General features: G+C 37.3%; 9 protein-coding genes and 1 pseudogene. 5 read left to right on the top strand and 5 right to left on the bottom strand.

Annotated elements, in window-relative coordinates; translation table 11 throughout:
• Window positions 1-36: 36 nt before the first annotated feature.
• From gltS to ACFX5U_RS11735, 4 genes are all read right to left on the bottom strand, one after another.
• A complete protein-coding gene (gene gltS, locus ACFX5U_RS11750) occupies window positions 37-768 on the bottom strand; it encodes a sodium/glutamate symporter (RefSeq protein ID WP_400260789.1) in 732 nt (243 codons plus the stop codon).
• Entirely contained in the window at window positions 659-1,237 is a 579-nt protein-coding gene (locus tag ACFX5U_RS11745) for a sodium/glutamate symporter (protein ID WP_400260788.1), read from the bottom strand. The genes gltS and ACFX5U_RS11745 overlap by 110 nt, the downstream gene beginning before the upstream one ends.
• A 193-nt stretch (window positions 1,238-1,430) precedes the next feature.
• Window positions 1,431-2,855: a DUF1501 domain-containing protein gene (locus ACFX5U_RS11740; protein WP_400260787.1), complete on the bottom strand. Its 1,425-nt coding sequence runs from the start codon at window positions 2,853-2,855 to the stop codon at window positions 1,431-1,433.
• A gap of 21 nt (window positions 2,856-2,876) precedes the next feature.
• Window positions 2,877-5,381 carry a DUF1549 domain-containing protein gene (locus ACFX5U_RS11735; RefSeq protein WP_400260786.1) on the bottom strand — a complete coding sequence of 835 codons (2,505 nt, stop codon included), beginning with the start codon at window positions 5,379-5,381 and terminating at the stop codon, window positions 2,877-2,879.
• Between the two features lie 214 nt (window positions 5,382-5,595).
• On the opposite strand from ACFX5U_RS11735, the gene ACFX5U_RS11730 reads away from it, so the two are divergent.
• Complete coding sequence (locus ACFX5U_RS11730) at window positions 5,596-7,857, top strand: anion permease (RefSeq protein WP_400260785.1); 2,262 nt, start codon at window positions 5,596-5,598, stop codon at window positions 7,855-7,857.
• 232 nt (window positions 7,858-8,089) lie between these two features.
• Here the strand turns inward: ACFX5U_RS11730 and ACFX5U_RS11725 are convergent, their stop codons facing one another.
• Complete coding sequence (locus ACFX5U_RS11725) at window positions 8,090-9,361, bottom strand: hypothetical protein (RefSeq protein ID WP_400260784.1); 1,272 nt, start codon at window positions 9,359-9,361, stop codon at window positions 8,090-8,092.
• 98 nt (window positions 9,362-9,459) lie between these two features.
• Here ACFX5U_RS11725 and ACFX5U_RS11720 point away from each other — a divergent pair, with 98 nt between their 5' ends.
• From ACFX5U_RS11720 to ACFX5U_RS11705, 4 genes and pseudogenes are all read left to right on the top strand, one after another.
• On the top strand, window positions 9,460-9,672 hold the full coding sequence (locus ACFX5U_RS11720; RefSeq protein ID WP_400260783.1) for a hypothetical protein: 213 nt from the start codon (window positions 9,460-9,462) through the stop codon (window positions 9,670-9,672).
• A 990-nt stretch (window positions 9,673-10,662) separates the two neighbouring features.
• A complete protein-coding gene (locus ACFX5U_RS11715; RefSeq protein WP_400260782.1) occupies window positions 10,663-10,965 on the top strand; it encodes a hypothetical protein in 303 nt (100 codons plus the stop codon).
• A gap of 282 nt (window positions 10,966-11,247) precedes the next feature.
• Window positions 11,248-11,352 (top strand): annotated as a pseudogene (locus ACFX5U_RS11710) (IS3 family transposase); the annotation flags it as partial.
• 75 nt (window positions 11,353-11,427) lie between these two features.
• Window positions 11,428-12,123 (top strand): hypothetical protein, encoded by a 696-nt coding sequence (locus ACFX5U_RS11705; protein ID WP_400260781.1) that lies wholly within the window; start codon window positions 11,428-11,430, stop codon window positions 12,121-12,123.
• Window positions 12,124-12,251 lie beyond the last annotated feature (128 nt).

The following is a 12,251-nucleotide window of genomic DNA, read 5'->3' as shown; positions in this document are numbered from 1 at the left end:
TTTCTTAAAAGGTTCAATTGTTAGTTTATAAATATTTTAAGATAAGTAAGTTACAAATAGTTTGATGAATAAGTTGTTTAATATATCAACAAAAAATGCGCCTACCATCGGTACGATTAAAAATGCCTTATGCGATGGTCCGTATTTATCGGTTATTGATTGCATATTGGCAACCGCGGTAGGGGTTGCACCTAATCCAAATCCACAATGTCCTGCGCTCAGTACAATGGCATCATAGTCACTTCCCATTACTCTAAAGGTAATAAACATGGCAAATAGTACCATTAGTACAGTTTGTAATACCAGTATGATCAATACCTGAGTGGCTAGTCCTTCCAATTCCCATAACTGTAATGACATCAAGGCGATGGTTAAGAATAGGTATAGGCCCGTATTTCCAAGCACATCTACCGCATGGTCATTTACGACATATTTAGATGTTCTATTAATCGTGTTACGAATGACAACGCCAATGAACAGGCACCAAACAAAATTGGGAAGTTCGAGCCATGAATCTTTACAATACTCATATAGTAGGTTTCCCATTGATAAGCAAATTGCAAACATCGTCAGCGTTTCAATCATGTTACGAACATTAATTCGTCTGTTTGAAGCTGGACTTTCGAACATTTCTACAGGAAGTTCCTTTTCTTGTACTTCATTGGCTGGTTTTATATTTTTCTTTTTCAGCAGCACTTTTGCAACTGGGCCACCTATTAGGCCTCCCATCACTAAGCCGTACGTAGCACAAGCCATAGCTAGCTCCATGGCGCCATTTATGTGGAATATATCCGTTAGATTTTGCGCCCATGCTGCACCAGTTTCCATGACCACCAGTTAGTGTTATTGAACCAGCGATCAGTCCATAACTTGGGTTTATACCTAATAACGATGCTATTGATATGCCAAAAATATTTTGGACGAGCATGAATGTACCCGTTAGGAGAACGAATATTAACAAAGGTTTTCCTCCCTTTTTTAGCTTTTCAAATTCGGCGCTCAAACCAATGGAGGTAAAGAAGATAAGCATCATTGCCGTTTGCAGCGAACCTTCAAATTTGAAGCTAAGACCCATAGTTGAATTTAAGATATAAAGCACAACTGCAATAAAAAATCCTCCAACAACGGGCTCGGGGATGTTGTAGTTTCTAAAAAAACGTACTCTTTTAACAATAAAAAATCCTAAAAGCAAAACAAGACAAGCAAAAGCTAACGTTTCAAATATTCCAAATGTCATATGTATGGGGTTTCTGATTTTAAAATAAAGTGGAAAGTTAAGAATAAAATACAAAACTATTGTTTTCATCACTTTTATGTGACCAAGTGATATGATGACATGTTTCCAACGTGATTATTTCATAACGTTAAATGACCCTATTGAATTATATAAGATTAGTAATGCAGAGATACGAAAGTTATTTAACCGTTCATTATGCAAGTAATTCTAATTCCGCTTTGTGTACCCCATCTGGTGTTGTGTAAAAGGGACGCCCCTCGATGACGGCATGTGCCTCCTGCTCGATGCCCAGTGCATGGTAAATGGTTTGGTGTATCTGTTCGATCCGAATAGGTTTTTCTATCGTTTTGCAAGGTCTTTCATCGGCTGTCTTCCCATAGGTAGAACCTTTCTTGATGCCACCGCCAAACATTAAAATAGAACCGCCATCCGTAAAATGACGATGCATGCCATAGTGCTTGATATCGTTTATAATGTCTGGCTGATCAACCTGTTCCAGTACTTCAGCTCTCGGTCTTCCCTCTAGCATCATATCTCTACTGAACTCGCTAGCCACGATGATCAAAGTACGGTCAAGGTGCCCAGATTGCTCCAGGTCTTTGATAAGCTGCGCTATTGGCTTGTCTATCTGTCTTTTCATTTCAGCAGCTCTTGTATGTCCATTTTCGTGCGTATCCCATCCTTCGAATGGCACATATTCGGTCGTCACTGAGATAAAACGGGCGCCTTGTTGGGTAAGCCTTCTAGCCATTAGGCATCCTAATCCAAATTTTCCGGTGTTATAGATGTCATAGCTCGCTTTGGGTTCGCTATTTAGATCAAAAGCTTTCGCTTCGGGCGACTTTAGCAGCATGTAAGACTGCTCCATTGCACGACGCAAGGATTCCTTTTGGTAGTCACTTCCAAATTCGCCAAAAGCACTTCCACTGATCAAATCGTTGTACAATTGATTGCGACGCTCGAAACGTTGGAAAGACATTCCTGCTGGCGGTTTTACGGCATCAAGACCTGCTGTTGGATCGGCGATCATAAATGGACCAAATTCGCTACCCAAGAAGCCTGCAGTATGGAATGCTTTTAACTCTTCACCTTCACCCAATGTTAACCGTTGCCCAATATTGATGAAAGCGGGGATTACTGGATTTTTAGGGCCCAATTCTCGGGCTATCCAAGAACCGATATGTGGAGCTGCTACCGTTTGTGGCGGCTCATAACAGGTGTGCCAGTGGTATTGGTGTCGAGCATGCAGAATATGCCCTAAGTCGGCAGCCATATACGATCGAATCAAAGTGCCTCTGTCCATGACCTGACCGATTGATTCTAAACCCTCCGAGAAGTTGATGCCATCTAAAATAGTAGGTACGGATTTAAATGTGCTCAATACCCCGTTTGAATCCATGCCTTTTTTAAATGGCGTATATATTTTAGGGTCAAATGTATCCGTATGCGCCATTCCTCCAGCCATCCATAGTAAAATTACGGTATCCGCACTACTTTCTTTATGAGCCGATTGGCAGGATGATAGTAAACTCGAAAGCGGAGCTCCTGCTGCCAACGCGCTCATAGTAGCAGCACTGGCAGTTCGTAAAAAATCTCTTCTATTCCACTTGTCTCTCATCTTTACTTACTTTTCTAGTTATTAATTAATAAGTTGGAACTCTGGTAATAGTATAACCGCCCACAAAAAATCCTGAACACTGTTTTCATCGGGTTTATCAGCAAACATATTTTTAGCAATATCGAGCTCTTTCTTACTGGGGTTGCGCCCTAATGTACGTCGGTAAACTTGGGTGACGATTTGTTCGCTGTTGTTATATTGCTTTAACCAACTTTGTGCTCCTTTTCGCAGTGTTTCATTCAGTTTTGATCCATTTGTTAGTTCCATTGCTTGTAACAGGTTCGATTGACTTTCACGTACACTGATTACGTTATCCCGGTTTGGTCTACCCATAGCGGTTAGGAAATCGTCATTTTCTACCAGAGAGGCACGTGCGAAATAAGCCTGATTAGGCTGTAATTGAAAAGCTTCGTAAGGGTTATATTTCAATCGGTCCAACCCATAGATAGGTGATATTGTATTACTGACAGCATCAGCGAACTGCTCGGCAGTCATTTTACGACGCAGTATACCAGTAAATTGAAAATCTGTTGCATTGATCTTCGCTGCATCATCAATAGTAACAGCAGGCAATTGATACACTTTTGAGTCGACAATCAATCGAATCAGTTTTTTCATATCATAGCCATTTTCCACAAAATCTACCGCTAGCCAATCCAATAGATCTTGACTCCAAGGTTTATTGTCCATTTCATCTGTTGGAGCTACGATACCACGTCCCATAAGCTGCGCCCATATTCTGTTGACAATGGTGCGGTACAATCGTCCGTTTTCATCTTTGGTCAGGCTTTCTGCCATTTGCTGTGCTTTCTCCTTTTTTGACGCTTTTTTAGAGATCGCACCCAGTTCGTCCCATAGCAGTTTCGGGTCGACAAATTTACCTGTCGGAATATCGCAGCGGTTCACTTCCAGCGGTTCTTCTGAAAAAGCATTGGCAAAAGAATAAGCATCGTTCAGTTTCCAATCGCTGATGAAGCTGTCGTGGCAAGAAGCACATTTTAGGTTCAATCCCAATAATGCCTGCGATACATTCTGTGCGGCCTGCATAGGTACGGTTTGACTCGAGTTGATATCACCACGCCATTGAATACCTGCTACAAAACCTTTCGATGCTTCGTTAGGGTTTAATAGTTCCTGCACCATTTGTTTATAAGGTTTATTGGATGCCAACGATTTGTAGAGCCAGTCGGATATGGAAAAACGTCCGTTTGTGATATAGCCAGTACCGGTATAATCATTGCGAAGCAAGTCATTCCAGAAGGTGAACCAATGGGTAGCGTATTGATGGTCATCACCGAGTAGTTCATTCACCAATAACGCCCTTTTATCGGTACGTTTATCATTTACGAATTCATCGATTTTTTCAGGTGTTGGCAGCAGACCTATAATATCCAAATACACACGACGCAGATAAGTGCGGTCATCAATAGTCTTTTTCCAGTCAATTTTATTTTCTGTAAAATACTCATTTGCAAATAGATCTATGGGGTTATTTAATGCTTTTGTTACGGCAGGAAGTGTAGGCTTCCTTGGTGCTAGAGGGGCTTTCGAAAATATCCCTGCAGCAGCTTGATCAGGCCAGGGTGCGCCCTTATCTATCCAGAAAGCCAAGAGCTCGATATCTTTTTTCGATAGCGATTTTCCCTTTCCTGGCATCGCATCTTTGTGACTAGCAGGTAGTGCTATCCGTCTAAAAAGTTCGCTGTTGTGCAGGTTGCCAGGTGTAATCACTGGCCCCGATTCCCCCCCTTTAAAGAGTAGGACTTTATCATCAAGTCTCAGTTCACCCTCCATTTTGTCAGAACTGTGGCACTTGTAGCAGTTATGCGCTAAGATCGTTCGTACACCTATGTTTAGCTTCACTTGCTCTTCTATCGTCAAGCTATCTGCATTTTTAGCGAAAGTAGCTAGGTCAATATCACTCGTTGCTAATGTCGCACCGTCTTCGTTATTGTCTGCCCAAGGTGTCACACTACTTAAAAAGTCGGTACCATGTGTTATCGAGGCTCCTAGATGCCCTGTTATAGCAATACCAAATACGGTAACAATCAAGATTGTCCGGTAAGCGATGATGAGGCTTCTCTTTTGTTCTTTTTTTATGGCCCTTACGAAGAGTAAACTTATACAGCTTAATAGCGCTGTCCCAATACCGATCCATTGATGGAGTGCCAGCGTGTCGCCAGAATAGTTTTCAAGATTGGCTAGGAGCAACCCGAAGATGACAGATAGGACCGCACTGATAGCGCCGATCATTAAAAGTAACTGAATCCCAGCGCGCAGGTTAGAATTGTAGTTTTTTAAGCTCAACATTTCCATGAATGCCGCAATCACGATGAGCGATACAGGAAAGTGTACGATGAGTGGATGTAGACGACCTAAGAATTTAAACAACCAGAACACCTCTGTTTCTGCTGCATGGCCAACAGATACATCCTCTTCAATGCCTAATGACGTTAAGAGGAAGATTGAAGAAAATATAAGAAGTAGAACTATGCTCTTTGATAAATTGACCTTGAGTTTGCTCATATTTTGTTTATATCTTACACATTGTGTAATAACGGGTATCATAATTAGGATACTAAAGATACATGATCTATCAGGATTCGGTATCCTGCACTATCCTGCACGAATTAGTACCAAACAAATCGGCTACATTTCTGTACTTTAAACAAAAGCAATACTTAACATTAACTTAATATAGGATTGACCTTTTGTTTATACCTTTGCAAAAATAATAGCTATGGATAATTATTTATATCTCGTAATCATTACCCTTATCCTTTTAGGGGTTATAGATCTCATGGTCGGCGTCACTAATGATGCTGTTAATTTCTTAAACTCGGCAATTGGCTCCAAAGCTATTCCTTTCCGTTTGATTATGATTCTCGCCAGTGCAGGGATATTGTCAGGTGCGGTTTTTTCAAGTGGAATGATGGAGATTGCACGAAGTGGAATTTACGTTCCGGGTATGTTCAGTTTTAATGATGTCGTGGTCATCTTCCTCGCTGTCATGATTACAGACATCATACTCTTGGATGTATTCAACTATTTTGGTCTTCCGACCTCTACGACAGTATCCATCGTTTTCGAGCTCCTCGGGGCTGCAGTCTGCCTAGGATTGTATAAAATTGCAACCACTACAGGCGATTGGTCAACCTTATCACAGTATATCAATACAGAGAAGGCTTCAGAAATTGTAATCAGTATACTCTTATCCGTTGTACTGTCTTTTACTGTGGGTATGGCAGTGCAATATGTTTCTCGACTCATATTCACGTTTCAATACGAACGTAAAATCAAATCTTTCGGGGTTATATTTGGTGGTATCGCCTTAGCTTCGATTAGTTATTTTATCATTATAAAAGGGCTAAAGACAGTTACTTTCATCGATGTATCGACGAAAGATTGGATTAACACGCACGAGCTACAGTTGCTATTGGGATGCTTTGTGTTATTTACCATCTTTAGTTTTATCCTCACCAGGTTAAAAATCAACATCCTTAAAGTCATCATCGGTATCGGTACGTTTGCCTTAGCACTATCTTTTGCGGGTAACGATTTGGTTAACTTCATCGGAGTACCGGTAGCAGCAATCCAGTCTATCGGTTTCTTCCAGGCATCTGGTGGCAATCCAGACACGTATATGATGTCGGAGTTAGCTTCTGCAGATATCGTTGCCCCAGTTTGGATTTTATTTATCGCAGGAGGGATCATGATCATTACCTTATGGACATCCAAAAAAGCGAAGACCGTTATCGAAACGGAAATGAGTCTAAGTAGTCAAGACGGTGGTACAGAAAAGTTCGAACCCAATACCTTATCACGTTGGATAGTACGTGGCTTTCTAAATATTGGAGGTGCCATCAGCTATTTGATGCCGCGCACCTTGCAATCGCGTCTAGATAGTCGTTTTGAGAACACTGCTTTAGGCAAAAAGAATAAGCAAGATGAGCCAATGTTTGATATGGTGCGTGCCTCTGTTAATCTTATGGTGGCCAGTAGTCTGATCGCTTTAGGTACTTCTATGAAGCTTCCATTGTCTACTACCTACGTAACCTTTATGGTTGCCATGGGTACCGCTTTTGCCGATAGAGCTTGGGATAGAGAAAGTGCAGTATACCGGGTATCTGGCGTATTCCATGTTATCGGAGGATGGTTCTTCACTGCAGCTTCTGCTTTTGCAGGTGCATTTATTTTCGCTTATTTACTTAAGATTGGTGGTATCATTACCTTTGTAGGTGCTTTGATCTTATTAGCGATACTATTAGTATTCAACGCTAAAAGCCATAAAAAGAAAGTCGCAGCACAGGCAGAACGCAAATTGAAGCTCGGGAGAGAAGATATACATACTTTACAACAGGTTTCCGACGCTAGTGCCAATCAAATTAGTGAAGTTTTTGCCAAATCTAATCTTTTCTATAAAGAGATTGTAGACGGTCTTATCAAAAACGATTTGACGAGTCTTTCCATGAACAAGAAATTGATTAAGAAATTCTTGCGTGATTTGGATTCGACCAACGACAATCTATACAATTTCATTCGCAATTTAGACGATACCTCCGTGAAAGGAAGTAGATTCTACATCATATCTTTAGGCTATCTACAAGATATCGTAGAGAACCTTTACGTTATTGCCGGCAATGCACAGAATCACGTAGACAACAACCATAAGTTGCTCAAAGACTATCAAGGAAATGACCTAAGGTTAGTTGCTGATGAGCTGGGTAACTGGTACAACGAAGTGTATAATCTATACAAGCGTCGTGACTTCTTAAAACTTGATTCAACCATGAAACAACGTGATCAGCTACAAAAGGTCATTAATAATCTTTTGGACAAGCAGATTGAACACATCCGGACATCCGAAAACAGTCCTAAGAACAGTAAACTATACTTCTCTATCTTGTTAGAGACAAACGAGCTGATTAGCTCCACGTTTAAGCTTTTACGATTATTCAAAGAGTTTGAAGAGTTCAAACTGAACAATAAGAAACAAAACTAGCGCTAGCTAGTCATCAAAAGCCCGACACTCCGTCGGGCTTTTTTAGTACTTGTCGTCCCTCGTTATCGGAATACCCTTTAGATAACTTTAGCTATACATTTCCCTGGTCAGGTTCGGGTTTTGGTAATAACTGTGGTTCTTCGGGTGTCGTTTTTGTACAGGACTGGAATGCTGTGATTCCAAGAAAGATTAAAAGAGTGCAGCAAATATTGATTGAGATTTTTTTAGCTTGTTATCGATGATAGGGATATTCTGATATCCAACGGAAGGGTCGATTTAATAATTCTATTTCTGCAATTTTTCGTTTTCTTAGGCGTATGGTTTCACCCTGTTTATTATTGATATTAACCAAAATAAGATCACCATTGATATCGCGACTATAATGGAATTGATATTTGTCTATGTTGTTGTTGATAGTCAGTTCTTTTTTCTTGTCGTCTATCTGACATACGTAAGCCTTCGTCTTATTTCTTTGATCATTTATATGGACTTGGTTTTGATGTTCAAAAATAATCTCATTCCACTCGGGGGGTATTAAAGTTTGTTTCGCATTGCTATCAGGCTCATAAATACCATAAAAAAGGGATTTTTCTCCGAAATATGTATGCATCATTTTTTGATTTTGTCGAACACTGTTAAACTGGATATATAAAAACGAAAGGAGCAAAAGGTATTTAAATATAGGAATCATTTTATTGATCCAAACTTTCTTGTATTTGGGTTTTGCTAACTTTGGAAGTTGTACTAGTTTTTGTTGAATTATAAATTTATATAATGGTGTAATATAGGGCAGTATAAGGTAGATGCAAAGTATAACTAGCGCTGTGCTTAACATTTTAACTGGTATGTCGTAGAAATAATTGACAGTCATGATATTGATACTAGTCGCCAAGGCAATGAATGCCCCCAGCAATAGGGTCCTCTTAAATAATAATAATCCGGCTAAAACTTCTGCAATTCCCATGAACATATTGTAGCCTTTAGAAAAGCCAAGGAAGGTCCAAGCCAATCCCATTGGAGAAAAAGCTCCTAATGGCTGTGTAAGCCTTACAAGTGACGGGTCCGGGAATTGTAATTTGATTATTTTAATTAATCCATACTGTATCAATGTAAAGGCTATGTAGTATCGAATAATGACTGTTAACCAGTAGTAAAGCTGCTTGTAATGTCGTCTATTTCTATCTAGGACTGACCAAATCAGAGTGCCGAAAATGGAGAAAATGATCAACAATAATAGAAGTACCCAATTATATGAGGTATCACCACTTCCATTGCTATATATGCTATAATCGTAGTGATAATGCAGGATATGTTCGGCGAACCAAGGTACGAAGCTATACAGTGATTTATTAACAAAGCGAATGAAGTAGGTTAAGAAATAGAATGTTCCATTGTTGACTAATACAATAAAGGATAAGATGCTCAGGAACGAGAATCGAAAAGCAATCTTTCTAAAGTTTGACCATATAGTTAAATCGTGGACATCTAAAGTGCTATTGTGCATAAATGAGGTTTAGGTTAGTTACTTTAAATATAATTAAATTTCCTATCAATAGCAATGTTATTTTGCTAATTGGTTTTTTTGTAGTTTTGAATGATGAGATGATAAAACGAGTAATCAATCATCAAAATATAGGACCCGATGAACTTTTGCAGGGTTATACATTTCTAATTAGTAGCTTTAGAAAATTGGGGGGATCAACGGCTAATGTCAATAATAGTGTTTCGAAGTTAGTCGGTGAAGAGTTTAATATTTTTTGTAAAAAATGGGGTAAATTAAAAACTGACCTCCTCCCAATTTCAGAAGTATTGTAAATTAGAAAAATTTGCTATTTTAATTTTATTTGCAATAAACATTTATGGTGTTAAATCCCCTAAATAGCTATAAAATTTTTAAAAAGTGAGACAATTAGTAATATTATTAACCCTCCTAGTAGAATCAACAAAAGAGACAAATCAAAAAGAAAAGTAATGTTAAATATCTATACCTATATAGTAATTGCTATATTATCTTTGGCTTACATTTTTAATGTATTTAAAAGAATAGTAGAGGAGGGTGATAATATACGGGTTTATTCTTTGAAGCTTGGTGCTTTTCTTGGAGCAATATTATTGTTTGTACTATCGATAATTAGGATAATCCAGATTTTATTTTAATCATCAAGATTATCATGATACTATTTCTATTTAGAAATCGAATTCTTATAGATTCTATTAAAGGATTTCGGTTATAATATATTAAAACAGGGTGAAAGATTAAAATTAATGCTGTACCAACAATGAGAAGTGTAGCTGTGACAATCGTTATTTTGTATAAATAAAAAAATCAAAATGGCTATAATAAAGGTTTTAGTAATCGTAATGATAATTGTCTTACTGGTCAGAAGTTTTTTTATTTCACGGAATGAAGGTAATGGATCTTTATGGGATATTTTTGCTGGACTTTCCACAATAAATAATCTTCTACCTGTTAGAAACTGTAAAGATATGAAAGTAATTAACCAGTTATTATTTGTTTTCTATATGCTATTTGGGATATGTTTAATCTTAATTTTTGTGTTGATGATTTTAGAAAAAAAGTAATTTACAATATTTTTGATAGCATAATAAGCTTAAGTTCAAGTATTTTGTTTGGTTCGTTGACTAGAAAATTAAAAATAAATCAGCGGAGGGAGATAATATTCGAGACTATTGTTACCTGATTTCCTTTCAAAAAACTGAAATATTTAAATGTAGAGAATTGGTAATATAGTCCTAAGACTAATCAAGTTATTAGTTTGACTATTTACCATAATTGACGTAAAAATGAACGAAAATTATTTTTTACACAAAACTCATTGTGAGATAATATTATTGCTTAAGGTGGCTTCTCCTTCCTCTTTTACAAAGGAGTTAGGAATTGCTCCTTCAAAGTTGACCTCTTTCCAAAAAAGAAGTTACTACAATTTAGTAGACATTAAGTTAAGGGAATTCTATAGCTTTACTGTAATTATGTCACAAGAAAGAAAAACGTATCCAAAAGAGTTCAAGCTTATGATTGTTGAACTGAATAATAAACGTACAGATCTGGCGGAGTTAGCCAATGAATTAGATATTAAACTTTCATAATTATACCGTTGACTGAAAGAGTGTTCTGAAAAAAGACTAATCTTTCATTCTGATTGTGGAGTTCAATATACATGCAATGAATTATTCACTTTTGTTTATTCCTAATTGTGTTTATGAATGCTTCGCAATTCAGATTTATATTGGACATAAACCTATTGATAATCAGAAGAATGATCAGGAAAGAAAAGTGCTGGTATAATCTTGTTGCAGAATTGCGAAGCTAATCACGAATATCAAAACAATAATAAAGAATGAGTAACGCTTTTTTAAACGTTAAAAACCGAGTGTGTACATCAATATCGGTTTACTGATAAAGAGCAGGCCGCGCCTATCGTTTTTGAATATTTGGAGACTTGGTATAACAGAAAAAGATTGCAGCTTAACTGAATGTTCACTTTATTGTTGCAACTCCAATCCTTTACCCAGTTAATTTTAGCACAAGATTACCAATTAAACCATAATATGATGAATATAGAAAGAACATTGTTTTTATTTCAAGATGGTGATGAAAGAGTTAATAATCTGTCCGATGATTATTTTGGATTAGGTAATTTGCTGAATCGCTTGTTAAATGAAGTATATGATGGTAAGAAAATAAAGTTTATAAACTTATATTTTCATACGAATAAGACATATGCTTTATACCCAGTAATACCTAAAGAAGAGTCTTATTATTATGGAGGTCATTTGAAGTATTATGGTGTATTTGACAAAGAACAATTTGAAAAACTTAGCAAGACTGAACAAGACAAGTATTTTTGGGAAAAGGCTTACATATACATTAAAAGGTCAGCCGAGTTTATTAAGAATAATCAATTATTAGATGCAGCAGAATATGCATATTTAAAAGGTATTGAGAGGGATTTAAACCCTGATTATCGGTTGTTAGATTTGGGTATAAATATCTCTAACCAAGAGCTAAGGGTGTCTTTGTGGATTAATTTTAGAATAGATGGGATGTATTCAAAGTTAACTATAGAAAATGATGATGAAATAATTTTTGAAAAGGAAATTGACAAAACAAAAAAGGGAGTTGAGTTTTTTCTAGAAATATATAAAACATTAGAGTTTGATGGAAATAATATAATAATAAAAGGGCGAAAAGATGTTGATTATTTACCTTTAAAAGTTCCTATATCAGAATTGATCACAAATTAAAGTTATAGCAAAGCCCAAATTCTCGGGGCTTTGTTGTTTTATAATGAAGCTGCGTTTTTAGCGAAGAAATCTTTGGATTTTTTAATGGTCAGCATTTTATCAATCAGGCGGAAAATAGTTTGTTTGTC

The sequence above is a fragment of the Sphingobacterium sp. SG20118 genome (genome assembly GCF_044740685.1).
GTDB lineage: Bacteria > Bacteroidota > Bacteroidia > Sphingobacteriales > Sphingobacteriaceae > Sphingobacterium.
The sequence above is the reverse complement of the archived record's forward strand: the minus strand, read 5'-3'. Positions and strand labels throughout refer to the sequence as shown.

Coding starts and splice junctions, on each gene's coding strand:
- gltS (WP_400260789.1), bottom strand. CDS start 768: ATGGAGCTAGCTATGGCTTGTGCTACGTACGGCTTAGTGATGGGAGGC.
- ACFX5U_RS11745 (WP_400260788.1), bottom strand. CDS start 1,237: ATGACATTTGGAATATTTGAAACGTTAGCTTTTGCTTGTCTTGTTTTG.
- ACFX5U_RS11740 (WP_400260787.1), bottom strand. CDS start 2,855: ATGAGAGACAAGTGGAATAGAAGAGATTTTTTACGAACTGCCAGTGCT.
- ACFX5U_RS11735 (WP_400260786.1), bottom strand. CDS start 5,381: ATGAGCAAACTCAAGGTCAATTTATCAAAGAGCATAGTTCTACTTCTT.
- ACFX5U_RS11730 (WP_400260785.1), top strand. CDS start 5,596: ATGGATAATTATTTATATCTCGTAATCATTACCCTTATCCTTTTAGGG.
- ACFX5U_RS11725 (WP_400260784.1), bottom strand. CDS start 9,361: ATGCACAATAGCACTTTAGATGTCCACGATTTAACTATATGGTCAAAC.
- ACFX5U_RS11720 (WP_400260783.1), top strand. CDS start 9,460: ATGATAAAACGAGTAATCAATCATCAAAATATAGGACCCGATGAACTT.
- ACFX5U_RS11715 (WP_400260782.1), top strand. CDS start 10,663: ATGAACGAAAATTATTTTTTACACAAAACTCATTGTGAGATAATATTA.
- ACFX5U_RS11705 (WP_400260781.1), top strand. CDS start 11,428: ATGATGAATATAGAAAGAACATTGTTTTTATTTCAAGATGGTGATGAA.